Source organism: Sediminibacterium goheungense (assembly GCF_004361915.1).
Lineage (GTDB): Bacteria > Bacteroidota > Bacteroidia > Chitinophagales > Chitinophagaceae > Sediminibacterium > Sediminibacterium goheungense.
This window is the reverse complement of record NZ_SNWP01000011.1, coordinates 276,028-301,840: the sequence shown is the minus strand read 5'-3', so window position 1 is coordinate 301,840 and position 25,813 is coordinate 276,028. Positions and strand designations below refer to the sequence as shown.

Genomic DNA, 25,813 nt, shown 5'->3' with positions numbered 1-25,813 from the left:
CACATTTATTCGTAAAGTTCCTGCGCCGTTGTGGGTCGCCTGACCGACAACCCATGATTTAAAAAAAGTACCACTTGATATACTATTTCTTATTGATCGGTCGACCAACAAGGGCGGTGTGCTTATTGCACGATTAGATAGGTTGCCAGGAATAAAATACTGCGAGAATGAAAAGATCCTTCGTCGCAATTACTGATCTGCGATCAGTATGCTCCTCAGGATGACGATGGCGTCGCAGGGTATAACTATAAGGCGAAGGGATTGGCTTCGCCAATCCCTTCGCCTTATAGTTGTATGGAAGAAAATCTACACCCTTGTTGGCCCATGACCAACAAGGGTGAGAATAAAATTTCGTTTCGCTGTAAGTATAACCTGCTATGATCGTCAGTACGGGTGTTCATTCAATTCTCAAATAAAAAAACTTACAAAATGAAACAAAAGATACAGCTGCTTTTATTAGCATTCATGATAGGCGTATCAGCATGGGCACAGAAAGGGGAAATTTTTAGCCATGAAGGGAAGGCCATACGTGGATACGATGCCGTAGCCTTCTTTACCAACCAGATGCCTGTTAAAGGAAGCCCTGCTTTTGAATACAAATGGAAAGATGCTGTTTGGCAATTTGCCTCAAAAGAAAATAAAGAGGCATTTGAAAAAGATCCTACTAAATACGCTCCCCAATATGGTGGCTATTGTGCCTATGGTACATCGCAGGGGTATAAAGCACCAACAGAAACAGATACCTGGACAATCGTTGACAATAAACTCTATTTCAATTACAATAAAAAAGTAAAAGATATATGGTCAAAAAATCAGCAGGCCTTGATTGAAAAAGCGAACCAGCTTTGGCCGGAGATCAGGAATAAAGAATAAGGATCCTTCGTCGCAATTGCTGATCTCCGATCAGCATGCTCCTCAGGATGACGAGGCTTGGGTATAAAAAAAGTGGGAGATCCTTCGTCGCAATTGCCGATCGGAGATCAGCATGCTCCTCAGGATGACGATGGCGTGGTATAATTAAAAGTGGGAGGGATTGGCTTCGCCAATCCCTCCCACTTTTAATTAGTCGCAGAAGTCTTACGCTGCTGCGTACAATGCATGAAATAAAATCTATTGTTGCGCTACCAGAGCCACGGTATAGGTTTTCACCACGCCCTTATAATCACATTTCACCAATGCTTTGCCTATTACAGCAGCTGGTTGTGTAACTGTAATTTTTACAGCAGGGTTATTGGCACTGGCCGCTACTTTGGGAACAGCAGTAGTACCCGCAGGTAAAGTATAACTCGCCTCATGCTGATCGTAAGTTACCAACCCATTGGTATTGTTGGAACGTACCGGTATTTCGGGCAGGGTTATAGCCGTACCATTCACCGTTATACTTATCACCGGTGGTACCGGACGTGTGATTTTCTTTTTCACAGAACTAAAACCCAGTCCCTGTAAATCGAAAAGTAATTCGCCTTCTGCACCTTCGGCTACGAGGTAGATCGCATGTTTTTTATCGAGGCCGTCTACTATGGCACTCACATCTGCGGTGAACTGTGTACTCTCCTGTTTGGCATTGGCAGGCACTACAATTTCAGCGATCTTCTTTCCCTTCCATGCGGCATTGTCCCATGGACCATCTAACCATACATTCACTTTAAAGGATTGACTGGTTCTGGGTGTAAGGAAAAGATTAAAAGCTGTTTTGTTCCCTTTTTTGGTGCCTTCAAAAGCAGGCAGTCCTTTTTCTGTTTTGGCATGACCACCAAAACCAAAATATTTATAGCCGATGATATGTCCGTTTTTCACTTTGGTAATGGGCATATGATTGTCCCAGATATCCCATGAATCCTGCTGAATGCTATTGTCTGATAAATAGCAGGCATACCCTGCAGAATAATAACGGTAAGGATCGAGTCCATAAAAATGAAATCCTTCTGATGTTACTTCTGCACCCTTATATTCTTTGCCTGCACTGTCTTTCACCACATGAATTTTATCGGGTGCATATGGATCAAATGCTCTCAGGTACACCATACCACCTTCCGATACAGGTTTCTCATCCCAGCTAACAGCAATGGGTGCTACCATGGCCTGACGTGCAAAACCAAAACCACGTGGCGGGCGGTGATAAAACACATACCACTGTCCGTTGATTTCCTGGATACTGCCATGTGTATTATGACCCGCATTGGTGGTTTGAATGGCGCTACCTGTTTTGTTCAATACAGGTGCACGTGAATCTACCAGCACTCCCCCACTCTTCCAGGGTCCCAATGGCGAATCGCCCACTACATAACGAAGTGTTGAGTTGGAACTGCCCACCCCATATTCGGGTCCTGAATAACCACTATAGATCGATACAAATTTGTTGCCCACTTTGCGGATAGAGGAAGCTTCGAAAAAATTGAAAGTTCCTAAATCTTCTCCCGGATAGATCTGTGGATACACGGTACCCTGCGGATCGCGTAAGGTACCATAACGTGAACTGGCCGGCAGAAAACGATCGATGATTTTGGTGCCGGGTCGGAGTGAGTACATGGTATTCTGATCGAGCTGTGCAGCTAAGGATCTTTGAAAGCCCCAATAAGCATAAGCACGAAAACCAATTTCGAAATCAGGATCTTTCGGGTCGGTAACATATTCTATATACACAGCAGGATCGAAACCGAGTATACTACCGGGAACAGTGCGTTTACCATCTTCCGTAAGGTTAACGGGTGTAAAGGGCCCATCGGGTCGGTTTGATTTTGCTACCAGTGGCTCTCTGTTCGGTCCGCGACTGTGGGGATAGAGATAATATTCTTTCTTACCATTTTTTCTTTTTACTTCTACCAAATCGGGTGCATACATAACATCCCACTTGTCTTCAGACTGATAAGTGAACACAGCACCTTCATCTCTCCAGGCAGATAAATCTTCTACCGGTGCCGACCAGATTCTGATATCGGGACCACAATAACTGGTAAAACGCAGATCGTGTGAGCCTATGATATAGGCACGGTACTTTCCGGGTTTATCAGGATCCTCAAAAACACGAGGCTCGCCGTCAGGCAAATGCTCCCACAAGGGCAGGTAAGGATTACCCATGGCACGGTGAACGAAACGCTGGTTCACGGCGGGGGTTTGTACTACATTTTTCTGCGCCTGTATACCGCTGTTGGTACACAGTAACACCACCATACTAAACAGCATCCCTTTAAGGATATGTGTAGCAGGCTGTTTGCTTTTCATCATGGTAATAAATCATTTGTGGCGCTTTGGTTTTGTAAAATGTCGGTTGGGATAAAAATAAGGCTTATCCGGAAATAAATGTCATTATTAAGCTTTTGAATGATGAAGTGCATTCAAATAAAAAAAGGTTAATCATTCATCAGCAACAGTTCCTCCCACCAATCTGCGATCCGCCATCAGACATCCGCCATTTCTCCCACTATCTTTTCTGTTAACGGAAACAAATGATTGTTTTCCAGATGTACATGTTTATGGAGATTCGATTCAAAATCTTTCAGCATCATCAGGGTGAGCTGAAAAGTAGTGCAGGTATTTTCCGGTGTCGTATAATCGAGTGTAAGAATGCGTATCTGTTCCATCATTTCACCGGCATCATCATGTTCTGTGAGCATTTTCCGGATGATCTGCAGATAGGGTATCATTTCTTTAGTACCCTTTTCCATTGCAATAATAGCAGGGAACAACACTTTTTCTTCTTTCTCTAAGTGTGCGAGTAATTCAAAAGACAGTTCGCGGAACTGTGTGAGTACCCTTTGCATATTCGGAAAACGATCACCATGTTTCATGGTTATTTTCTCGAGATAGGTCAGTATCTGGGGTAGGTTTTGTTTGATATAAAAGTGGTGATGGGTGAGTATATACTGTATCAGCTGTTCTGCATTCATATTGGCAAAAACAAGTGGTTGCTTTTTTACCCCGGTAATAATTTCTTCGAGTGCCTGCTCAACCATTGACAGGTCCAACCCCTTCTGTTCGCAGGCGCTTGCCAGTGTTTGTTTTCCTTTACAGCAAAAATCGAGGTGAAACTTTTCGAATAAGGATGCAGTCTGATAATGGTTACTCACAATAGATGCGAGTGTTTGTGTTGCGTAGTTCATACCAAATAATTTGTACAAAGTTCAGGGCAGCTGTTCGGTTGAATTATGCGTTCACGCATAAACAGCTTTTCGATAACCGAAAAAAATAAGGATTGCGCCCGTAAGTAATGCCAGCGCAGCAAACAGTAATATTTGCTGTATACCAGGTATGGCAATATAGGCCATGGCACATACGCCCTGTAGCATAAGCAGTAACTCATTCAGTACAATGGCTGCCGTAAATACACGAATACCTCTTCGCATCCATTTCATTTTTGTCCCGGATGTGTAAACAAGTATGGTGGTGATTAAAAACAAACTGATGATACCCAGTAATACAAGATGCAGGTAGCCGATTACCACGGGGCGAAAACCAAATGCCAGATCGCTCAATGAGGGTATGGTAGAAAACAACTGCAGCAGCAACTTACTACTCAGTGCAATCATAACCAGCATACCCGTTTGCCGGGCTAGTAGTGGCCATCTGTTTTGCCAGGCTGTATTTTGCTGCAGTACCAGCTTCCACAGATAGATACCGCCTGCTACCTGCGCAATTGCAGCTGCGGCTACCAGCAGGTTTACCCATAGGGGTAAGGCAGCCCATAATACCGACAAACCATATGCAGGTGTACAGGCTATCACAAAACACCGGAATATACGCTTATGGTATGCAAATACCTGACGGGTTTGCTTGAGCTGTGCAAACAAAATACCCATACAGCCAAAAAAGAACCAACCATTGTATTGAAAATGCAGGAAGAAATAAACGGCTGCCAGATACCAGCGTTGTGTTATCGTATGACTGGCCATTAAATAGGAAAGTGTAAACGCACCGAGCGACGATAGTACCCAGAAAAAAACAGCAGCCCTGAACCATTGTGTGGCGGGTGAAGGTTGCTGCCTCAGATCGCGTAGAAACCGATAGCTAAACAGGTACGATATGAGTATGGATGCAGTTGAGAAACTGATGGATACGGGACCATAACCTTCAAAAGGAAAACTGAGTAACATGCCATAAGCTGTAAGCAGGTTGGCGATAAGGAGATACCTGTATTTTACAAAAGCCTGCATCCTGTTATGTAGTGTACCTACCAGTAATACCATGAGCAACTGCGATATCCATCCGGAAAATGCGAAATGTGAATGTGCGTGTAAAATATGTTTCTGGTGCAGCCAGGGAAGCGAATAAATAATTTTATAACGCATTATACAACCCAGCAGCGCTACAAGAATCAGGTTACAAATGCCAATGCTCACCCATTGCCGGTATGCTTTCTCCATAGTCCGGAAATTTGGGTGCAAATTAGTTGTAGCAGAAAGTATCTTTTATGATTCTAATCATATCAGCAATACACTTTCCCCTTATCAATCATAAGCTGTCCTTTTTTGTGCAGGTTGCGGATACTTCTGATTACCGTTTCAACACGCATACCTGTCATATCAGCTATTTGCTGCCGGGTGAGTTTGATACGGTTACAATCGGGGCAAATATTTTTCTTGCGCTGTTTGAGATAGGCAAAAAGTTTGGAGATACAATTTTCAGGATCATGTTGCGCCAATTCTTTAATAACATAGAATTTAAACCGAACCCGATCTATCATAAGTCGGGTGAATGCAAAATGTATGGCTATGTTTTCTTTGAGTAGCGATAAAAAACTTTCTTTCTGTAAACGGATGATAATACTGTCTTCATTGGCTATGGCACTGGCGGCATAAGGCTGTCCATCGAAAAGGGGTAATTCACCAAACGATTCGCCAGGCTCAATCATTACCTGCAGAAACTCTCTTCCTTCTTCATTAATATTTACCCAACGTACACTACCGCTGATTAGCTGGTGATAAAAAACGGCAGTTCCACCTTCCTGAAAAATGAAATCGCCCGCATGTACTTTTTTGTATACGCCTCCCCAGGCCAGCAGTGTGTTGATATCAATAATCATAGCTGTTGATTTATGTAAAGCTATTCAGCAACAATAGTACCGGGTATGATTTTGCGCAGGCAGGAATATGATATATATCAGGTTCCTATTTCAAAGGTATTGTAAATGAACGACTTAGTACAATGCCATTTTCTCCGGTTGCTGCATTATGATTGAACGCATAAAAATTGAAAAGACAGCAGGTTAATCTTGTATTCAATTATTTGATTCAACGCAAAACTTTCAGCCATGAAAAAACTCATTGTCATCCTTACCCTTGGTTCTCTGATCGCAGCCTGTGGTGGCGGTAATTCTCATGCACCTGCCACTGCAGCTGCCAGTACAGAGAAAACCGAACCCGGTAAAGATAATCCTTCCTATGACCCTAACAGAGGAGAAGGGAAATTTAAAGATGTACAGATTAATCCCAAACTCGATCTGGCATTGGCCGGTGAGGGCAATAAAGTGTACAATGTAAAATGTGGCAGCTGCCATAAACTCTCTGAAGAAAAACTGGTGGGCCCCGGATGGAAAGGAGTTACCAGCAGACATGAAGCTGCCTGGATTCTCAACTTCATTACCAATACCGATGCCATGCTGAACATTGATCCGAAAGCACAGGCGCAACTGGAAATATGTTTGGTAAGAATGCCCAATCAGAGTCTTACCGATCAGGAAGCACTTTCACTCTATGAGTTCATGCGTAAGAACGACGGTGTGAAATAATCGATTTCTCATAACTAAACTGTTATATAATGACACATTTTTCAACTAAACGATGGGCATTACTGATAGGCTGCATCAGCCTCAGCATATTCGCCTGTAAACCCAAAAATACAGGTAGTGCAGTGGGTGCCGATGCGGCAGCTAAAGCTTATGTGGCACCCGGACAATATGATCAGTTTTACAATTTTGTATCCGGGGGTTTCAGTGGTCAGATGAGCGTATATGGTTTACCATCCGGCCGTTTGCTCCGTGTAATTCCGGTATTCTCTGTTGACCCAGAAAAAGGATGGGGCTATAGCGAAGAAACCAAAGCCATGCTAAATACTTCACACGGCATGGTACCCTGGGATGACCTGCACCATACAGAAATGTCGCAGACCAATGGTGAAATTGATGGTCGCTGGGTATTTGGCAACGCCAATAATACACCCAGGGTTGCGCGTATTGACCTTACTACTTTCCGCACAGCAGAAATTATTGAACTGCCCAACAGTGCCGGCAACCACAGTTCTCCTTTTATTACCGAAAACACTGAATATGTAGTAGCAGGAACCCGCTTCAGCGTACCACCCGATGATGCCAATGGAGATGTGGCCATCGATACTTACAAAGACAATTTCAAAGGCACCATCAGTTTTATCAGCGTAGATAAAAACGATGGTAAAATGGACCTGGCTTTCCAGATTCAATGCCCAGGTGTAAACTTCGACCTGAGCCATGCGGGCAAGGGCAAATCGAATGGCTGGTTCTTCTTCTCCTGTTACAATACAGAAAAAGCCAGTACCCTGCTGGAAGTAAATGCTTCACAGCGCGATAAGGATTTTATCATGGCGGTTAACTGGAAAAAAGCAGAAGAGTATATCAAAGCAGGTAAGGGCAGAAAACAGGCTGTAAAATATGCCAGTAACCGCTACGATGAAAAAACACATACTGCTACCTCACAGATTAAAACAGAAGTACTGGTGCTCGATGCCAAAAATTTTAAAGACATCTGTTACTTTATTCCCTGCCCCAAATCGCCACACGGCTGCGATGTTGACCCTACAGGTGAATATATTGTAGGTAGTGGTAAACTGGCAGCACTGGTACCTGTATTCAGTTTCGATAAAATACAGAATGCCATTGCCGCAAAAGACTTTATTGGTGAATTTGATGGCTTACCTGTCATCAAATACGAATCTGCCTTACATGGGGAACTGCAGAAGCCCGGCCTCGGGCCTTTACACACCGAATTTGATGGCAAAGGCAATGCCTATACTTCATTCTTTGTTTCGTCTGAAGTAGTGAAATGGAACATCAAGGACCTGAAAGTTCTGGATCGTGCCGCTACTTATTATTCGATTGGTCACCTTACCATTCCCGGTGGCGACAGTAAAAAGCCTGATCCAAAATACCTGATTGCGTATAATAAAATTACCAAAGACAGATACCTCCCAACCGGCCCAGAACTTTCACAGAGTGCACAGCTCTTCGACATCAGTGGCGATAAGATGCAGTTGATACTCGACTTCCCAACCATTGGTGAGCCACACTATGCACAGGCGGTAAGGGCTGATCTGATCAAAGACAAATCGCTGAAGATTTTTAAAATTGACGATAACCAGCATCCCTATGTAGCCAAAGGTGAAGGGGCTACCAAGGTAGTAAGAGAGAATGGTAAGGTACATGTTTACATGACCACCATACGCTCTCACCTGGCACCTGATAATATTGAAGGTATTCAACAGGGTGAAGAAGTGTACTTCCACATTACCAACCTTGAACAGGATTGGGATGTGCCCCATGGTTTTGCCATTAAAGGCGCCAACAATGCTGAACTGCTGATTATGCCTGGCGAAACACAAACATTGAAATGGGTGGCAGACAGGGTAGGTATTTATCCTTTCTATTGTACCGATTTCTGTAGTGCCCTGCACCAGGAAATGTCGGGTTACCTGCGCGTATCGCCCAAGGGATCAGCTGTTCCCCTGCGTTTCAGCACAGGTAAAACGGCTCCTGCTACCAAATAAGTGCGTTGTACAAGTTGGTTTTATAGTTAGGGAGCAGGATTGCAGCCTGCTCCCTTTTTAGTTCTGTAAAAAGCAATGATATATGAACAATAAGCAATTACATCCGGTTTCAAGAATACTGCTGGCTATTTGCGGAATTTTATTAATACTCGTACTGTTTGTACCGCTATGGCGCATTGATCTGATTGCACCTCAATATCCGGAGGGTTTACGGCTGCTCATATACCCTCATGAGCTGGCCGGTAATGTAGACATCATCAATGGCCTTAACCATTATATTGGTATGAAAACCCTGCATACCACTGACTTTATAGAGTTTCGTGTACTGCCCTATCTGGTAGTTTTTTTTGCATTGGCCTTTATACTGACTGCCACCCTCGGCAGAAAAAAATACCTCTATCTGCTATTGCTTTTATTCATCTGCTTTGGCATCATATCGATGTATGATTTCTGGAGATGGGAATACAATTACGGTCATAACCTGCGACCAGACGCTGCTATTGTAGTACCTGGCATGTCGTACCAGCCACCTTTACTGGGTTTCAAACAGCTGTTGAATTTCGGTGCTTATTCTTTTCCTGATATAGGCGGATGGATATTTTTAGGCGTGGGGCTCATCAGTTTTATACTGGCAGTAACAGAATGGAGGCAGCAGAAAAGTATAGTAGTGAAAAGCATGCTATTCATCTTTTCTCTCTCCTGTCTGGCCTCTTGCAACAGTGGTCCCGAAAAAATTATAATAGGTACAGACCATTGCAGCGCCTGTAAAATGCGTATAACAGAGCCTCAATATGGAGGTGAATTGATTACTGCAAAAGGCAAAGTATACAAATTTGATGATGTAGTTTGTTTGAAAAGTTTCCTGACCATGCAGGACAAAGCTTCTGTGAAATACATTTACCTGATATTGTTTTCCGGCAACCATGAGTTGATAGACGCCCATAAAGCTGTGTTGGTAGAAAGCCCATCAATCAATGGCCCCATGGGAGGTAAGATGGCTGTTTTTGCACACAGGGACAGTATTACTGCCGAACTGAAAAACAATGGCAGCATCACTAACTGGAATGAATTTGTGAAGCCATGAGAGCCATACTGTTATATATATTGTTACTACTGATGGCAAAAATGGTTGATGCCAGAAATATTACAGTACATCAACAATCGGCCATTAGAACCATACGGCAGGCACTGGCACTGGCGAAAGACGGCGATACCATCAGGGTTACAGCAGGTGTGTACAGAGAGAAAGGACTAGTCATTAAAAAAAGCATTGTACTCACAGGAATTAACTATCCGGTTATAGATGGAGAATACCGGTATGAAGTAATTGCAGTAAGAGCAGATGCTGTAACGATTGAAGGAATGAAGGTTATTAACTCTGGTATTTCGAGTATGGATGATTTTGCCGGTATTAAAATCTATAACAGCAGTCATGTCATCATCCGTAACAATGTTTTATCAAATACTTTTTTTGGTATTTACTCGCAGCTGGGTAATAATTGTGTCATCGAAAACAACCAGCTTACCAGTTTCTCTAAAAATGAGCAGCAGAGCGGTAATGGCATTCACTGCTGGAAGAGCGACAGCATGCAGATTACAAACAACCGCATCAGCGGGCATAGAGATGGCATTTATTTTGAGTTTGTTACCCACTCTATTATCAGCAGGAATATTGCTGAAAAAAACCTGCGGTATGGCTTGCACTTTATGTTTTCCAGCAACGATAGTTACCTCAACAACCAGTTCAGAAACAATGGAGCAGGTGTGGCTGTTATGTTTTCGCATCATGTAACGATGCTCAACAACCTGTTTACACAGAGCTGGGGCGATGCTGCTTATGGTATTCTATTAAAAGAAATCAGTGACAGCCGTATTGAAAGTAACCAGTTTGTTGAAAATACAGTTGCCATTTTTCTGGAAGGTGCCAACAGGATTAAGGTACAAAAAAATCGTTTTCAAAGCAATGGCTGGGCCATGAAAATACAGGCCAGCTGTATGGATATTACCGTTATCGGCAACAATTTTCTCTCCAATACTTTTGATGTAGGCACCAATGGAAGTCTTGTACTGAATACATTTTCGCAGAATTACTGGGATAAATATGAGGGATACGATCTTGATAAAAACAACCGGGGCGATATTCCATACCGACCCGTTAGTATGTATGCTGTTATTGTAGAGAGAAATCCAACTGCCATGATATTGTTCCGCAGTTTTATGACATCGCTTTTTGATAAAACAGAAAAACTGATTCCCTCACTTACCCCGGAGAATTTAAAAGATGCATCACCCCTCATGAAACCCCTGAAGCTATGATCATTGCCACCAACGTATCGAAACAATTCGGGAAGCTGAAGGTACTGGATAACCTTTCTGTTACCTGTAACCAGGGAGAATGTATTGCCCTGATTGGACCCAATGGAAGTGGAAAAACCACCTTTATAAAAGCCATACTGGGAATGGTAATCTGCAATAGCGGCTTCATTACTTTTAACGGAAAGAACATCAAAAACAACTGGCAATACCGCGAACAGATTGGTTATATGCCACAGATTGGCAGGTACCCAGATAATATGAGTATTGGACAGTTACTGACCATGATGAAAGACATAAGATCGGGTAATGAAAATGGTACTGATGAAGAATTATTTTACGCCTTCGGACTCGATAAAATACTCGACAAACGCATGCGTACCCTCTCCGGTGGTACCCGGCAAAAAGTAAGTGCTGTACTGGCTTTTCTTTTTAATCCGCAGGTAATTATCCTCGACGAACCTACTGCAGGACTTGACCCTGTTGCGGCAGAAATACTAAAAGCAAAAATTATTAAAGAGAAAGAAAACGGTAAACTCATTCTCATTACCTCACATATACTCAGTGAACTGGATGATCTGGTTACACAGATTATTTATATACAGGATGGTAAATTATGTTTTCAGCAATCTGTTGATGCCTTACAGAAAACAACCGGACAAATCCGTTTAAGCAAAGTAATAGCCACCATTATGACCCAAAACCTCCTTGTGCCATGAAAAAGATTATGAAATATGTTATCATAGATATCCTGCGCAATAAGATTGTACTAGCCTATACCATTTTTCTCCTCTTGCTGTCTTTCATGCTGTTTGGTCTGGAAGATAATACTACCAAGGGCTTATTGGGATTACTGAATATTTTACTGATCATTGTTCCGATGATATGTATTGTTTTTTCGACCATTTATATATACAACAGTGCAGAATTCATAGAACTATTGGTTAGCCAGCCTCTTACCCGTTCACGTATCTGGTTAAGCTTATTTGCAGGCATGGCCTTTTCTTTATCGCTTGCCTTTTTAATAGGCGCCGGTATACCGCTTCTGATTTTCGTACCGGATATTACAGGTATTACCATGTTGTTTACCGGGCTACTTTTGTCAATTATATTTATTGCCATTGCCTTACTCGCTTCAGTTAAAACAAGGGATAAGGCAAAAGGTATTGGTGTGGCTATTTTACTGTGGTTATATTTTTCATTGCTTTTTGATGGTATTGTATTGTTTCTGCTCTTTCAGTTTGCAGATTATCCGATGGAAAAGCCAATGATACTCATCAGTACCCTCAACCCGATTGATCTTGGACGTATACTGATACTGTTAAAAATGGATATTGCTGCCTTACTGGGTTATACCGGTGCTGTGTTTCAGCAGTTTTTTGGCACGCTCTGGGGCCAGGCCACTTCGTTTATCATATTACTACTCTGGACCCTGATTCCATTATGGATCTCCGTTCGGCGCTTTAACCATAAAGACCTCTGATTATGAAAAGACATATTGCCTTACAACCACTTTCGCGAGAGCACCATTCAGGGCTCTTACTGGCACAGTTATTACGGAACGATATGCCCAACTATAAGGGTATGCCCGCTGACACCGCCGGAAAAATAGTGTATGCGAAAGCCTATTTTCAGCAAACCCTTTTGTCGCATTTCGAAAAAGAAGAACGCATTTATGAACAATGCAGCGGGCTGACCAAAGAACTGGATACATTGCTCACAGAGATACTGGCTGAACATGAGGCATTAAAACAAGTGTTTACACAACTGGATAGCGTAACAACCCGGGAAGATCAGTTAAACGAGATCGGTATTCTATTGAACGACCATATCAGAAAAGAAGAAAAGCAGCTTTTCCCCATGCTTGAACAATATTGTGATGAAGCATTATTCGAAAAGTTCAGGTTACTGCTTTAAACAACTGTCATGAAAAAAGATATTACCAGCCGTGAAGATATCATGCTACTGGTTAGTACATTCTATAAAAAAATTGCTGGTGACCCACTCTTAGCACCGGTATTCCATGGCAAGCAGAAAATAAACTGGGACAAACACCTGTCAACCATGTGCGATTTCTGGGAAAACGCCTTATTCTTCAGTGGCAGCTATACAGGTAATCCGATGACCCTCCACCAACACCTGCACAAGGTTTTACCGTTGCGACAGGATCATTTTCAGCAATGGAATATCGTTTTTATTGCAACAGTAGATGAACTCTTCAGCGGCCATTATGCATTACTGGCTAAGCAGCGCGCTCTTAACATTTCACAGATTATACAGCAGCATCTTTTTGCAGATAAACAAGAATAAGACCTTCCCGCCAGTATTCTCAACGCTAATTCGCCGTTTTCAGCTGCACATACCTGATCACCGATCTCTTTGCCGTATAAACAATATGTATGCTATTTTTCGCATCAACAATAATTGCCGGGTAACTGTATTCTCCATCTGCATGTTCTTCGAGTGTGTATACATCTTTCCAGTTAACACCGTCGGTAGAAGCCGCTATTTTCAATACACTTCTTCCCTCCCACCAGTTGGCGCCTGCTTTCAACGGGTTATATACCAGCAGCTGTGTACCATCAGATAATGTTGCGGCATCGATACCTGCATTGGGATTGGGTAACCCCGTTGCCTCGGGTGCCGACCAATGCTGGCCTTCATCGGTTGACCAGCTCTGTACAATCATATTCTGTCTGCTACGGAAAAGTGCCTGGATAGCTTTGTTTTTATACAACAATAGTGTGGGCTGTATAATGCCATATTCAGTAGAAGGTAGCGAATAGGTTCTCCAGTGAATACCAGCTGCATCCGATTTTTCAAAATGCGCCGTCCAGCTTTTCTCATCGATGCTTTCACGGCTGGAAGGATAGAGTATATCACCATTCGATAGCAACAGGGGTTTGCTTCTGATAGGACCCAGTAAACTATCGGGCAATTGCACTGCATCAGACCAGCTGCGTCCCCCATCGGTTGATGTTTTATAGAATGCTTTCCATTGGCGCGGATTGGCACCTACTTTGTAATGCAGGTAAAGTTTTCCCTTTGCATCGGTAAACAATACCGGGTTCCAGCAGGCATAGGGTTTACCGTTAAGCATACCCCTTGCTGTTTTATGTGGAGCTGTCCATCCATCGGCATTCCGGAAAGATGTCCAGATAGCAACCGATGTATCTCCTTCAAAATTGCCACCAAACCAGGCTGCCATTAATTCGCCTTTATTGAGTGAACAGATGGTGGCAGCATGACAGGATTGGAAAGGGGCATTGGTAAAAATATTTTCTGTTGTTACCAAATGCAGGGCTTGTTGTGCCTGTATGCTAATAGTACCTATACAAAGGAGGAGAACAATAGCAATAAATTTTGTTCTTAGATACACTAGCATGATTGGGTAGGGTGTTATGGTTTCTCTATCAATTGCTTTGCGTCAATAATACAAACAATGGTTTATTCAAATAATAATTATCCCTACCCAGCTTCCGTTTGAACAACAGCCCTGACTGTACCAATGTATCAAGGTAACGAATGGCAGTACTTCGGCTAATATCCAAATCAGCCTGTAAAAATTCAATTTTTGTGTATGGATATTTAAAAAGATTATTGAGTAAATCCTGACTATATAATTTTGGATATTGGCTCCTGATTTTGCTTTTGTATTCCTGCATCAACTGCTTGATGGCTCCTATTAGTATCACTGATTCATTAGCCGTTTTTTCTATCCCATCCAACATAAATAAAATCCATTCTTCCCAATTTTCAGTATCCCTTACTTCCTGTAACAATCTGTAATAATCTTTTTTATGCTGGATAATGTAACGGCTCAGGTATAAAACAGGTAGATGTAACAATTTTTTTTGAACGAGATACAAAATATTAATGATCCGACCTGTACGTCCATTTCCATCGTAAAAAGGATGAATACTTTCAAACTGATGATGAATCACAGCCATTTTAATCAGGGGATCTATCGACATCATCTCATCATCATTTATAAACAATTCCAGATTATTCATAAATGCTACTATCGTATCATAATCCTGCGGAGGTGTATATACAACTTCTCCTGTCTGGTCATTTAGTAATTTTGTACCTGGTAGTTTTCTGAACCCAGCCTCATTCTGCTCAATTACTGCTTGTATTTCCAGCATATGATTATTCGTAAGCAGGTTATTTTGCGTAACAAGTTCAAAGCCCTTGCGCAAAGCTGTAGCATATTGATGTACTTCTTTTGCTGCCGGACTCGCAAAATGATTTCCTAAAAAACTACTTTGGTATACTTCATCAAAAGTGCTGATGATATTTTCAATAGCAGAACTCTCCCTTGCTTCTCTTAGCGTAAGTGTTTCAAGTAAAATACTTTGATTCGGAATACTGGTTATAACACCTTTCAGTTCTGCCAGGGCCCTGTTTGCCTGTGCCAATTTTTTTAGCACCGCTTTTGTCTCAAGGTCTAGATGAAGTGGCAAAAACTGAATGGCCATGGTTAACGGTCTACTATACAAATATAAGTCAAAAAAGTAGATTTTTGAATCATATATATGTGATATGAGTCAAAAAAATCAAAATCGGAGTCTATTTCTCAAAATAATAAAGCCCTAACCGCTCACTCACTAATCTCCACCACTTTCTTGTTCCGTAACTGCTGCATGTTTTTAGGAACCACCTGTAATACTTGCTCTTTCAGTGTTTGTATGAGTTTGGTTTTAATATGGTTGCGGTGTGTTACCAGGCTTACTTCTCTTGCGGGACTGGGTTCTTTTAGCCGCTTCACCATTTTCATCTGTGTTTTGGTAAATTCCATTACTGCCAGTTCGGGTAGTATGGTGAGCCCGTTACTGTTGTCGACCATTCGTTTCAGCGTTTCAATATTACCGGTGGCATATTTAAAATGAAGGTCGCCGCTTTTACGCAGCTCACATAAATTCAATACCTGTGAACGAAAACAATGCCCCTCTTCCAGTAACCATAACTGATCGGGATCAATATCATCTGCCAGTACATATTTTTTATCGTAAAGGGCATTCTTTCTGGATACATACACAAAAAGCTCTTCATAAAACAATACGTCTTCACGAATAGACGGATCTTTTAAAGGAGTAACCACCAATCCGCAATCGAGCCGGTTGTTTTTCAGTTCATGAATCACTTCTTCAGTAATGGTTTCTTTGATAACCAGTTCCAGTTGCGGATATTTCTGTCTGATCTGTTTAAACAAAGTCGGCAAAAGATAGGGTGCCAGTGTGGGAATAATGCCTATACGCAACTCACCCGTCATAATATTCTTTTCATCATTGATGAGCTGACTGATCATACCCGCTTCACGCAATACCACCCTTGCCTGTGCAATAATTCGGGTACCAATTTCGGTGGGTATCACCGGTTGTTTGGTGCGATCGAATATTTTCACACCCAGCTCCTCCTCCAGTTTTTGTAATTGCATACTGAGGGTTGGCTGGGTTACAAAACACTTTTCTGCTGCCAGTACAAAATGCCGGTAAGTGTCTACCGCAATCATATATTCCAACTGGGTCAATGTCATAGATAATATCTATATGATTATAAAGATAATCAATTTGAACTATCAGTTATTTAGCTGTAATCTTGCTGTTTAAGATTGTAACCGTAAAAACCTCTAAACATTAAAATTGATCAATATGGAAAATGGTACACATGGCAATGGCGACATCAGCAAGTGCCCCTTTCACAATGGCAGCCTGAAACAGGCAGCAGGTAGTGGTACCCGCAACCGCGACTGGTGGCCCAACCAGCTTAACATCAACATCCTCCGTCAGCATTCTGAACTGTCTGACCCAATGGACCCGGATTTTGATTATGCAAAAGAATTTCAGTCGCTGGACCTGGATGCGATTAAAAAAGACCTTACCGCATTGATGACCGATTCACAGGAATGGTGGCCCGCAGACTATGGTCATTATGGCCCCTTCTTCATACGTATGGCATGGCACAGTGCTGGTACTTACCGTACCTATGATGGTCGTGGTGGTGCCGGTGCAGGTATGCAGCGTTTTGCACCCCTGAACAGCTGGCCCGACAATACCAATCTTGATAAGGCCCGTTTACTTTTATGGCCCATCAAGCAGAAATACGGAAAGAAAATTTCATGGGCCGATCTGATGATACTGGCAGGTAATGTAGCACTGGAATCGATGGGCTTTAAAACCTTTGGTTTTGCAGGTGGTCGTGCCGATGTATGGGAACCAGATGAAGATGTATACTGGGGAAGTGAAAAAGAATTTGTGGCCAGCCACAGAAATCCCGAGAGCCTCGAATCGCCACTGGGTGCAACAGAAATGGGATTGATTTATGTAAACCCTGAAGGACCCGACCGCAACCCCGATCCGATTCTGGCAGCCAAAGCCATCCGCGAAACATTTGGTCGTATGGCCATGAACGATGAAGAAACGGTGGCATTGATTGCTGGCGGACACACATTCGGTAAAACACACGGTGCTGCCGACCCCGGTAAATATGTAGGCAAAGAACCTGCTGCTGCCGGTATTGAAGAGCAAGGTATGGGCTGGACCAACAGCTACGGTTCTGGTAAAGGTGCCGATACCATTACCAGCGGATTGGAAGGCGCATGGACCACTACACCTACACAGTGGAGCAATAACTATTTTGAAAACCTGTTTGGGTATGAGTGGGAACTCACCAAGAGCCCGGCGGGTGCTCATCAGTGGCAGCCTAAGAATGGTGCAGGTGCAGGACTGGTACCTGATGCACATGATGCCAGCAAGCGTCATGCACCTTTTATGCTCACTACCGACTTATCGATGCGTTTTGATCCGGCTTATGAAAAAATCTCCAGACGTTTTTATGAGAACCCCGATCAGTTTGCAGATGCCTTTGCACGTGCCTGGTTTAAACTCACACACAGAGACATGGGCCCACGTGCACGTTACCTCGGTAAAGAAGTACCTGCTGAGGAACTGATCTGGATGGATCCTATTCCAGCTGTAACGCATGAGCTGATTAATGAAGCAGATATAGCAAGTTTAAAAACACAGATACTGGCATCCGGCTTATCAGTAAGTGAACTGGTAGCTACTGCCTGGGCTTCTGCTGCTACTTTCCGTGGTTCAGATAAACGTGGTGGTGCCAATGGTGCACGCATCCGCCTGGCTCCGCAGAAATTCTGGGAAGCCAATAATCCGCAACAGTTATCGAAAGTACTGGATGTACTCATCGGTATCCAATCTGCTTTCAATGCAGCAGGTGGTAAGAAACAGGTATCACTGGCCGACCTGATTGTACTGGGTGGTGCTGCCGCTATTGAGAAAGCAGCGAAAGAGGCTGGTCATAACATCAGCGTTCCATTTACACCGGGTCGTGCAGATGCATCGCAGGAGCAAACAGATGTGGAATCATTTGCTGTATTGGAGCCTCAGGCAGATGGTTTCCGCAATTACCTGAAACCAAAACAAATGGCAACTGCTGAAGCTTTATTGATCGATAAAGCACATCTGCTTACCCTTACTGCACCTGAATTAACAGTGCTGGTGGGTGGTCTGCGTGTACTCGATACCAATTATAACCGTTCAAAACATGGTGTATTCACCAAAACACCGGGTGTACTTACCAATGATTTCTTTGTAAACCTGCTCGACTTCAGCACCACATGGTCTGCAACAGCCGACAGCCATCAACAGGAATTTGAGGGACGTGACCGCAAAACAGGAGAACTGAAATGGACAGCTACCCGTGCTGATCTGGTTTTCGGATCTAATTCTGAACTGCGTGCATTGGCGGAAGTGTATGCCTGTGCCGATAGTAAAGAGAAGTTCGTGAAAGATTTTGTGGCCGCATGGAGCAAAGTGATGAACCTCGATCGTTTCGACATTGCATGATCACACTATAAAGAATAAAAAAGGTGATCCTTCCTGGATCACCTTTTTTATTGCCTTGAAGGGAAAACTTTTCTCCGTATAAAAATCTCTTTAATAGAAAAAGCCACCATAAGGTGACTTTTTCACTCTTGCATATAAAAAACGCCTGCTAAAGAAACTATCGTTTAGCTGCGAAGCCAATGCGGTTGGTAATGACCCATGTACCCGATACAGATGTTACGCCATCAGTAGGATACAAACGGAATGCAAACTCCGGATTGATATTCTGATTCAGTGTATTCGCTGCCGCCGGAATTCTGTAAGAACTGAGGTAGGCATTGTTCAATAAATACAAAGGGAATGTGGGTGTTTTCTCCGGGTATTGATAAATGAAAGCAGTATCATTCACCACTTCCGGATAATAAGGAGCGAATTGTTTAAATACATAGCGCGGCGCCTGTGCCGTTCCTACCCTTGGAATTACCTGCCCCAGTCTGGGATTGAAGGTTGCACCATTCTGATCAACAAAACGTATGATAATCAGGTTCGGACCGGTTCTTCTTTCAAGCGTGATAGTGAAATTAGCCTGTGTGGTAAAAGTTACTTCCTGATCAGGTGCAGAGCTATTGGCAAACTGCCTGATGAGTTGTGAAGGTACGGCAGGTGTAATCTGCACTTTCGCCACACTGTTAATGGTTTTAGATCCACGGATATTGCTTACTTCAATATCAAAATCATATAAACCTGTATCTACCATCGCAGTTGCTGGTGTTAACTCCAGCCGTCCTCCAATAGAATTAATATTAAAGGGCTTGTACATAGCTGTACCCAGTTTGGCCGCCAGCAATTGTGGCGTAGAATCCTGTGGTGTTACTTCTCCTTTGTAAATAGGAATCTCATATTCCTTGGTTAAAGCATCTGTTACCTGTCCGGCACGGTTACGCACCTGCAGCAGTTTTACATAGAGCGGATTGGTAGAACCATCTGCCTGAATAGGTACAGATGTGGTTACCCTTCCTTTAATACCTACAAATGGATTAGACAGGTAATAGAATTTATTTCCTAAAAAACCTTCTGACGGTTTCTTGGAGCATGCATAGCCTGCTACAATGATGGCAAGTGCTGCAAGGCAATATTTATAATTAAACTTCATAATCAATTTTTTTGAGTGGTCAGAATCTTACAAATGTGTGTGTATTGGCCAGTACATGCATGGTAGTAGCTCCATTGGAGGTTTTAATGCCTGTAGTTTGACATAACACTGAGATATCATTTTGATTGGGTGGAGGCGTAACACCCGGCTGATCCAATGCCCCTCTTACTTTTACATAAAACAATAAATAAGTAGGTGCCTGTGTTCTCTCCAGATACTGAGCGGTTGTTTGTACCTGCTTCAATACACCCATGGTTGTATTACCAGCACTGGTATAAACAGCGGGTATCAATTCCGGCGCTGTTTTCAATTCAACCGTTTCATTCAGGATATACTGTCTTACAGAGTCTTCATTAATATCCCGGATTAAACTATCCAGTGTATAGGTTGCGAGTGGATTTACCTGTTGCTTCTGCTGTAGCCGCAGATTGATCATATTGAGTACGGAATAATCGGTGAATGCAAAAAAGGATTTTGCATTGTTTACCTGTGTGGCCATACCCAATCTCTCAATCACTACCACGGCCGTATCAAACAGTTTAAATGAATTGGCTTTCATATAATCCATATTATTCAGTGGCGTAATGGCCTGGTGCAGACTGCCGCCTGTGAGGTAATCCTTTTTACAGGAGCCGAATAAACAGATTACGATGAATGCGGTTATGATTGTTTTATAAGACATACTGATTTTTTTTAGGGTCATGGCTTACATTTTATCCGCCCAGAATGGCGTTTGGGTCAGTAATGGGTTCAGAGAAATCAGGATTGGATCGATGGGCCAGTAGTATTTGCCCAGGTTAAAATCTGTACTTGTCATCCTTGTAATGGTTCCAGTTCCATTAAATCGAATGATCCCTGTTTTACGTGCCAGGCGAACCAGGTCATAGAAACGGTGTCCTTCAATAAACAGTTCACGGCCTCTTTCCTGAATCACTTCTTCAAACATATTGGCATCGGTAGCAGTAGTAGCACCCAGACCTGCCAATGCACGAATCTCATTGACAATGGTTCTTGCACCTGAAGGATTATTTAATGCTGCCAATGCTTCTGCTTTCAATAACTTGATATCTGCCAACCGGAATACAATGATGTTATTCTGGCTCAGTGGAGATGTATTATTCGGTCCTGTATAAACAATATTGGCATATTTGGTACAGATAGGATCGGTGGTTCCCCAGAAATCAAATCCATTTCTTCTTCTCAGGTCCACGCTATCTGCATTATTAGGGAATAAGGTAGTAAGTGTACCTGCATCCAGTGTAAACAGTGAATTACCCAATTGTGTAAGTAAATAAGGAGACTTCAATGTTCTTGCAGCTATACTGTTATTGATATCGCCATAATTCGCAGTAATCAAAGAGCCTTCATTGGCAGCATTCTGTGATATTTCGAAAATACCTTCAGATGAATTGCCTTTGAACATAGCTGTATAAGATGCTCTTGTAGCACGGCTTACATGTGAATATCCACCATTGTTGATCACTGAGTCAGCAGCAGGTGCTACTTTATCGTATTCACCTCTCCATGCATAAATATGTGCCAGTAATGCATAACAGGTTCCCCTGTTGGCCCTGATGGGGCGTGTTGTGGTGGCTGCTGTTACATAAGGCAGTAATTTGATGGCTTCCTGTAAATCTTTGATACATTGATTCAATACATCTACCTGTTTGGCTCTTGGCTGATTAGGTGCCGCAGCAGCATCATCTGCTGTTTCCAGCACCAATGGCACATCGCCCCAGATTCGTGACATATAGAAATAGGTGAATGCACGCAGGAAATAGTTTTCACCAATCAATGCATTCTTGGCTCCCTGTTTATCTACTGAAGTAAAATTAGCCAGTGGAATGGGCTCGATGTATTTGATACAACGGTTCACCTGATCAATGGCACGATAAAAGTTATCCCAGCGACGCAACTTAATCAATGCACGGAATGTTTGTGAAGGTGCTACGAAAGTTTGCCATTGTATTTGTGTAATAGCCGGATAATCTTCACCGTTGGTTCTTGCAACAAACTGATCGGTCTGGGTATCACCATAATAATAATGTCCCATTCCCATTTCGTTCATGGCAATTCGTAAAGTAGCATAGGAACCTGCAACAGCACTGGTTGCTTCGGTTTCGTTCTTCCAGAAATTAGCATCGGTTGGTGCATTAATGGGTATACGCTCCGAGAATTTTTTACTGCACGAAATCGTTACCGCCATGAGCGTAACCAGTGCGAATACGTATTTATGATATGAATTTTTATATTTCATGGTTTCTTTTTTTGAGATTAAAACTGAATATCCAGACCCAGTGTAAATTTCTTAGGAACAGGATAACCGTTTGCCGTTGTAAATCCGTCGATACCAATCGACTCCGGATCGGGCAGGTTGGCACCATAAAACACTTTTAAGTTATCGGCCACACCATACAGCCGAATCATACGGATACCCAGTTTTTTAAGTCTTTCGCTCACAGGGAAATTGTAAGAGAGGTTGATGGTTTTAATCCGGAAGAAACTCGCATCTTCCACAAACATCGAAGAACGAATGGTCCATGGGTCATTAGTACTGAAAAGACTACCCAATGTTGCAATATCACCTGGTCTTCTCCATAAATTCAGTCCGTTGAACTCAGCAGCAGGGCCTGATCTTGTTCCGAAAAAGTTTGGCGGGTTATTACTGGCCGATGCCAGCTTATCAGACAGATAACCATTCCATACACTTCTACCCAGGATAAAAGTTGACAGTATCTGTACTGAGAAGCCTTTATAGGTTAATGTATTGATGAAACCACCATAGATTTTGGTATTGGGATCACCCTGAATAATCATGTCATTATCATCCACATTATAATCGCCATTGATATCCTGTTTGGCATTATCGCCTCCGATAAACTGTGCGCCACCATAAATACGGGTACGCAAACCTGTAAGCGGATCAACTGGTACATCTCCTGTAGTAGGGTATACACCATTGATATTAAATACGCGATAACCATACAATGGTTTACCAATGGTTAGTATTCTCGACAGGAATACAGGACCATAAGTGAAATCACGGTTACCATCAGGTAATTTGGTTACATAGTTATCATTGAAAGCCACGTTCAAACTGGTCTGCCATTTTAATTTGCTGCGGTCTGACAGGTTATTCGTATTCAATGAAATTTCAATACCACGGTTAGCAATATCAACGAAGTTGTTGGTGGCTGTGGTATAACCGGTAGTTACCGGAACAGGTATATTAAAAATGAGGTCTTTGCTTTCCTTGTGATACAAATCAACACTCAGACTGATCCTGTCTTTCAGGAAATTCAGATCGATACCCAGATTGGTCTGTGGCGATTTTTCCCAGGTAATATTGGTGGCAGGAGCTGCTCCCGCATAGTTGGGGGTTACGGCTGTAATACCACCATAAGTAATAATATTACCCGCAGCACCAAAACCTAAGGAAGAAGTAGGATAGTTCATATTGGTATTCAGCTGGCGATACTGAGCATAATAACTACCCGGATCGCGACCTGTTACACCATAACTGAAACGCAGTTTAGCAAATGAAACCACTTTGCTGAATTTTTTGAAAAAAGGTTCATCAGAAATGTTCCATCTGGCAGAAAATGCCGGGAAAGTACCCCAGCGGCTGGTGGGTGCATAACGCGAAGAAGCATCTCTTCTGAAGCTTACGTCCACACCATATTTTCCTTTATAGTTATAACTGGCCCTTGTAAAATACGATACCCTTGAACGGTCTTCATAATTGGTAGACACGTTCAGGTTCGGACCCGTAGGTACACCTGCAATAATGCGGATGGCATCAAAGGGAATACCATTGGCATTGGCCGATGTACTTTTTACCACCTGCTCTTCAGCACCTTGACCTAACAATACACTTACACTATGATCCTGCGAGCGGCCAAAAGACTTACTCCAGGTGGCATAGTTTTCAATTTCATAACGGCTTGAGTTGCTTTCGGTAAGAAAAGCATCGGAACGATTATTCGTTACCACTGATCTGTCGCGCAGATAATCTCTTCTTACAAAACCCAGGTTATAAGATAGTGAGCTAACAAAAGTGATGTTTTCAAATGGCCGCCAGGTAAGACGCAGGTTACCATTAATACTGGTTGTTTTGGCATCATCTCTTACCTTATCATTTTTACCGGCATAGTTACTTCTGGTTACATCATCAATTTGCCAGAAAGAAGAAGGAAAGGTTTGTATATTATAAGGGGTAACATTCCCTGTACCATCACCTCTTTGTTCTTTGATAAAACCCATATAGGTATCTGAAGTTAGTTCCACTGTTTTGGAAGGCTTCATGCTTACAAAGAGCCTGGGTGCAAGTCTTTTGATACTGAAACCCGGCTGTAACCCATTCTCCAGATAACTGTTCAGAGATAAACGGTATTGCATTCCCTGCGAAGAACCCGCTACACTAAAATCAACGTTACGCAGTAAAGCATCCTGAAAAAAGAGATCCTGAAAGTCGGTGGCATTATTAAAAGCCGGATTCAGACTGTCTGTGAGAAACTGTGACATAATACCCTGTTGCTGATAAGTGGCCTGTTCACGAAGAATATCCATCTTAAGTCTTCTTTCCTCAGCACCTATAATAACAGGTTTCATACTGGGTTTGGTAGTAAGACCTACGTAAGATGACAATCTGAACTGAGGTTTACCACCTTTGGGGCGAACTGTTTTTACAATGATTACACCATTGGCAGCTCTTGCACCATAGATAGCGGCGGCAGAGGCATCTCGTAGCACATCTATTGATTCAATATCATTAGGGTTAATAGCAGCGAGTGGGTTACTGTTACCATAAGCTGTACGTAAATCACTTACATCAAATACTACTCCATCAATTACATACAAAGGAGCCGATACGCCTGTTGCCGTTCCTGCACCATTAGACCCCGCCACACTACTGTTACCCCTGATATTAACGATACCACTGGCACCAGGCTCAGCAGATACGGATAATACATTCAGACCCGCTACACGTCCCTGCAACATGGCATCGAATGTAGGGTAAGGTGTATTTTCAATGTCTTTACCTTTTACACTCGCAATGGCCGCAGAAGTAGTTCTGCGGGTAGCGTTCTGGTAACCGATGATGACAACATCATCAATCCCTTTTATATCCTCATCCATCGATACTTCCACATTTGCTTTTCCACCAAGCTTAACTTCCTGCGTGGCAAAACCTAATGTTGAAATAACTAGTGTTGCATTCCCGCTTTTTACAGTAAGGGAAAAAGTTCCGTTTTCAAGTGTTTCGGTACCATTGGTACCTCCTTTCTCAACAACGGCTACACCGGCCAGCGGTGTATTGGTTTTCTTATTCAATACTTTACCGGTAACCTTTACCTGCGCATTTGCAGACAAACAGGAAAACAGCACCAGCATCAGCATGAATGAGTGCTTCCGGATAATAAATCGTGCAGCTTTACTCATAATGTAGTTTTGAAAAATGAAACGTTGGTTGGTTATTAATTTATCAGAATAACTGGGGTATATATAGTTATAGTAGTTGAAAAGCCTTTTAACCATCCTGTAAAAGGAATGTATACCTTATGTTAAAGGCAAAAAAGTAGTGTTCACTGTACTTTCGTACAATGTTGGCGAGGCAACGTAGCATAAAGTATTTACTTAGGGTTTAAAGTTTGGTGAACCCATCCGGTTGAGTTATAATTGTATTTTTGACATTTATTAATTCATCCGATGAATAAATGTACTTATGACAATTAATATTGGGTTTGCGGATTTTATCTCGGTGTAG

21 protein-coding genes are annotated in these 25,813 nt (G+C 42.6%); 10 read left to right on the top strand and 11 right to left on the bottom strand.

The features are described 5' to 3' along the window. The first annotated feature begins 429 nt into the window (after positions 1-429). Complete coding sequence (locus BC659_RS08895; RefSeq protein WP_133474363.1) at positions 430-873, top strand: YHS domain-containing (seleno)protein; 444 nt, start codon at positions 430-432, stop codon at positions 871-873. A gap of 237 nt (positions 874-1,110) precedes the next feature. Here the strand turns inward: BC659_RS08895 and BC659_RS08890 are convergent, their stop codons facing one another. The 4 genes from BC659_RS08890 to BC659_RS08875 all read right to left on the bottom strand — a co-directional run bounded on the left by BC659_RS08890 (position 1,111) and on the right by BC659_RS08875 (position 6,019). Beyond that, positions 1,111-3,225 (bottom strand): hypothetical protein, encoded by a 2,115-nt coding sequence (locus BC659_RS08890; RefSeq protein ID WP_211340758.1) that lies wholly within the window; start codon positions 3,223-3,225, stop codon positions 1,111-1,113. A gap of 173 nt (positions 3,226-3,398) precedes the next feature. Next, positions 3,399-4,100: an iron-sulfur cluster repair di-iron protein gene (ric, locus tag BC659_RS08885; RefSeq protein ID WP_133474362.1), complete on the bottom strand. Its 702-nt coding sequence runs from the start codon at positions 4,098-4,100 to the stop codon at positions 3,399-3,401. A 51-nt stretch (positions 4,101-4,151) separates the two neighbouring features. Beyond that, a complete protein-coding gene (locus tag BC659_RS08880; RefSeq protein ID WP_133474361.1) occupies positions 4,152-5,360 on the bottom strand; it encodes a hypothetical protein in 1,209 nt (402 codons plus the stop codon). A gap of 62 nt (positions 5,361-5,422) precedes the next feature. Continuing rightward, on the bottom strand, positions 5,423-6,019 hold the full coding sequence (locus BC659_RS08875) for a Crp/Fnr family transcriptional regulator (RefSeq protein WP_246027104.1): 597 nt from the start codon (positions 6,017-6,019) through the stop codon (positions 5,423-5,425). 228 nt (positions 6,020-6,247) lie between these two features. Between BC659_RS08875 and BC659_RS08870 the strand changes: the two genes are divergently transcribed. The 8 genes from BC659_RS08870 (at position 6,248) to BC659_RS08835 (ending at position 13,356) form a co-directional block, all read left to right on the top strand. Next, complete coding sequence (locus tag BC659_RS08870; RefSeq protein WP_133474360.1) at positions 6,248-6,724, top strand: c-type cytochrome; 477 nt, start codon at positions 6,248-6,250, stop codon at positions 6,722-6,724. A 29-nt stretch (positions 6,725-6,753) separates the two neighbouring features. Then, positions 6,754-8,733 (top strand): Sec-dependent nitrous-oxide reductase, encoded by a 1,980-nt coding sequence (gene nosZ / locus BC659_RS08865; protein WP_133474359.1) that lies wholly within the window; start codon positions 6,754-6,756, stop codon positions 8,731-8,733. A gap of 82 nt (positions 8,734-8,815) precedes the next feature. Next, positions 8,816-9,817 (top strand): nitrous oxide reductase accessory protein NosL, encoded by a 1,002-nt coding sequence (locus BC659_RS08860; RefSeq protein ID WP_133474358.1) that lies wholly within the window; start codon positions 8,816-8,818, stop codon positions 9,815-9,817. Then, on the top strand, positions 9,814-11,049 hold the full coding sequence (locus BC659_RS08855) for a nitrous oxide reductase family maturation protein NosD (protein ID WP_133474357.1): 1,236 nt from the start codon (positions 9,814-9,816) through the stop codon (positions 11,047-11,049). Before BC659_RS08860 ends, BC659_RS08855 begins: the two co-directional genes overlap by 4 nt. Then, positions 11,046-11,765 carry an ABC transporter ATP-binding protein gene (locus tag BC659_RS08850; RefSeq protein WP_133474356.1) on the top strand — a complete coding sequence of 240 codons (720 nt, stop codon included), beginning with the start codon at positions 11,046-11,048 and terminating at the stop codon, positions 11,763-11,765. Before BC659_RS08855 ends, BC659_RS08850 begins: the two co-directional genes overlap by 4 nt. Beyond that, positions 11,762-12,529, top strand: coding sequence for an ABC transporter permease subunit (locus tag BC659_RS08845; RefSeq protein WP_133474355.1), 768 nt, complete (start codon positions 11,762-11,764; stop codon positions 12,527-12,529). Before BC659_RS08850 ends, BC659_RS08845 begins: the two co-directional genes overlap by 4 nt. A 2-nt stretch (positions 12,530-12,531) precedes the next feature. Continuing rightward, the gene (locus BC659_RS08840; RefSeq protein ID WP_133474354.1) at positions 12,532-12,963 is read left to right on the top strand and encodes a hemerythrin domain-containing protein; all 432 of its coding nucleotides are present in this window, start codon (positions 12,532-12,534) and stop codon (positions 12,961-12,963) included. Between the two features lie 9 nt (positions 12,964-12,972). Then, complete coding sequence (locus BC659_RS08835; RefSeq protein ID WP_133474353.1) at positions 12,973-13,356, top strand: group III truncated hemoglobin; 384 nt, start codon at positions 12,973-12,975, stop codon at positions 13,354-13,356. Between the two features lie 25 nt (positions 13,357-13,381). Here the strand turns inward: BC659_RS08835 and BC659_RS08830 are convergent, their stop codons facing one another. From BC659_RS08830 to BC659_RS08820, 3 genes are all read right to left on the bottom strand, one after another. Further along, positions 13,382-14,431 (bottom strand): sialidase family protein, encoded by a 1,050-nt coding sequence (locus tag BC659_RS08830; protein WP_133474352.1) that lies wholly within the window; start codon positions 14,429-14,431, stop codon positions 13,382-13,384. Positions 14,432-14,459: 28 nt separating this feature from the next. Further along, entirely contained in the window at positions 14,460-15,527 is a 1,068-nt protein-coding gene (locus BC659_RS08825; protein ID WP_133474351.1) for a Fic family protein, read from the bottom strand. A 122-nt stretch (positions 15,528-15,649) separates the two neighbouring features. After that, positions 15,650-16,585 (bottom strand): hydrogen peroxide-inducible genes activator, encoded by a 936-nt coding sequence (locus BC659_RS08820; RefSeq protein WP_133474350.1) that lies wholly within the window; start codon positions 16,583-16,585, stop codon positions 15,650-15,652. A gap of 115 nt (positions 16,586-16,700) precedes the next feature. Here BC659_RS08820 and katG point away from each other — a divergent pair, with 115 nt between their 5' ends. Beyond that, positions 16,701-18,914: a catalase/peroxidase HPI gene (gene katG / locus BC659_RS08815; RefSeq protein WP_133474349.1), complete on the top strand. Its 2,214-nt coding sequence runs from the start codon at positions 16,701-16,703 to the stop codon at positions 18,912-18,914. A 157-nt stretch (positions 18,915-19,071) separates the two neighbouring features. Here katG and BC659_RS08810 read toward each other — a convergent pair whose 3' ends face one another. From BC659_RS08810 to BC659_RS08795, 4 genes are read right to left on the bottom strand one after another with little or no spacing between them, the layout of a single operon-like run. Then, entirely contained in the window at positions 19,072-20,046 is a 975-nt protein-coding gene (locus tag BC659_RS08810) for a hypothetical protein (RefSeq protein WP_133474348.1), read from the bottom strand. A 19-nt stretch (positions 20,047-20,065) separates the two neighbouring features. Further along, positions 20,066-20,749 carry a hypothetical protein gene (locus BC659_RS08805; protein WP_133474347.1) on the bottom strand — a complete coding sequence of 228 codons (684 nt, stop codon included), beginning with the start codon at positions 20,747-20,749 and terminating at the stop codon, positions 20,066-20,068. A 3-nt stretch (positions 20,750-20,752) separates the two neighbouring features. Continuing rightward, the gene (locus BC659_RS08800) at positions 20,753-22,303 is read right to left on the bottom strand and encodes a RagB/SusD family nutrient uptake outer membrane protein (RefSeq protein ID WP_133474346.1); all 1,551 of its coding nucleotides are present in this window, start codon (positions 22,301-22,303) and stop codon (positions 20,753-20,755) included. A gap of 17 nt (positions 22,304-22,320) precedes the next feature. Further along, positions 22,321-25,488 (bottom strand): SusC/RagA family TonB-linked outer membrane protein, encoded by a 3,168-nt coding sequence (locus BC659_RS08795; protein ID WP_162847395.1) that lies wholly within the window; start codon positions 25,486-25,488, stop codon positions 22,321-22,323. Positions 25,489-25,813: the final 325 nt, after the last annotated feature.

Excerpts from the sequence above, each read along its gene's own strand:
- BC659_RS08895 (WP_133474363.1), top strand. The coding sequence starts at position 430 with ATGAAACAAAAGATACAGCTGCTTTTATTAGCATTCATGATAGGCGTA.
- BC659_RS08890 (WP_211340758.1), bottom strand. The coding sequence starts at position 3,225 with ATGATGAAAAGCAAACAGCCTGCTACACATATCCTTAAAGGGATGCTG.
- ric (WP_133474362.1), bottom strand. The coding sequence starts at position 4,100 with ATGAACTACGCAACACAAACACTCGCATCTATTGTGAGTAACCATTAT.
- BC659_RS08880 (WP_133474361.1), bottom strand. The coding sequence starts at position 5,360 with ATGGAGAAAGCATACCGGCAATGGGTGAGCATTGGCATTTGTAACCTG.
- BC659_RS08875 (WP_246027104.1), bottom strand. The coding sequence starts at position 6,019 with ATGATTATTGATATCAACACACTGCTGGCCTGGGGAGGCGTATACAAA.
- BC659_RS08870 (WP_133474360.1), top strand. The coding sequence starts at position 6,248 with ATGAAAAAACTCATTGTCATCCTTACCCTTGGTTCTCTGATCGCAGCC.
- nosZ (WP_133474359.1), top strand. The coding sequence starts at position 6,754 with ATGACACATTTTTCAACTAAACGATGGGCATTACTGATAGGCTGCATC.
- BC659_RS08860 (WP_133474358.1), top strand. The coding sequence starts at position 8,816 with ATGAACAATAAGCAATTACATCCGGTTTCAAGAATACTGCTGGCTATT.
- BC659_RS08855 (WP_133474357.1), top strand. The coding sequence starts at position 9,814 with ATGAGAGCCATACTGTTATATATATTGTTACTACTGATGGCAAAAATG.
- BC659_RS08850 (WP_133474356.1), top strand. The coding sequence starts at position 11,046 with ATGATCATTGCCACCAACGTATCGAAACAATTCGGGAAGCTGAAGGTA.
- BC659_RS08845 (WP_133474355.1), top strand. The coding sequence starts at position 11,762 with ATGAAAAAGATTATGAAATATGTTATCATAGATATCCTGCGCAATAAG.
- BC659_RS08840 (WP_133474354.1), top strand. The coding sequence starts at position 12,532 with ATGAAAAGACATATTGCCTTACAACCACTTTCGCGAGAGCACCATTCA.
- BC659_RS08835 (WP_133474353.1), top strand. The coding sequence starts at position 12,973 with ATGAAAAAAGATATTACCAGCCGTGAAGATATCATGCTACTGGTTAGT.
- BC659_RS08830 (WP_133474352.1), bottom strand. The coding sequence starts at position 14,431 with ATGCTAGTGTATCTAAGAACAAAATTTATTGCTATTGTTCTCCTCCTT.
- BC659_RS08825 (WP_133474351.1), bottom strand. The coding sequence starts at position 15,527 with ATGGCCATTCAGTTTTTGCCACTTCATCTAGACCTTGAGACAAAAGCG.
- BC659_RS08820 (WP_133474350.1), bottom strand. The coding sequence starts at position 16,585 with ATGACATTGACCCAGTTGGAATATATGATTGCGGTAGACACTTACCGG.
- katG (WP_133474349.1), top strand. The coding sequence starts at position 16,701 with ATGGAAAATGGTACACATGGCAATGGCGACATCAGCAAGTGCCCCTTT.
- BC659_RS08810 (WP_133474348.1), bottom strand. The coding sequence starts at position 20,046 with ATGAAGTTTAATTATAAATATTGCCTTGCAGCACTTGCCATCATTGTA.
- BC659_RS08805 (WP_133474347.1), bottom strand. The coding sequence starts at position 20,749 with ATGACCCTAAAAAAAATCAGTATGTCTTATAAAACAATCATAACCGCA.
- BC659_RS08800 (WP_133474346.1), bottom strand. The coding sequence starts at position 22,303 with ATGAAATATAAAAATTCATATCATAAATACGTATTCGCACTGGTTACG.
- BC659_RS08795 (WP_162847395.1), bottom strand. The coding sequence starts at position 25,488 with ATGAGTAAAGCTGCACGATTTATTATCCGGAAGCACTCATTCATGCTG.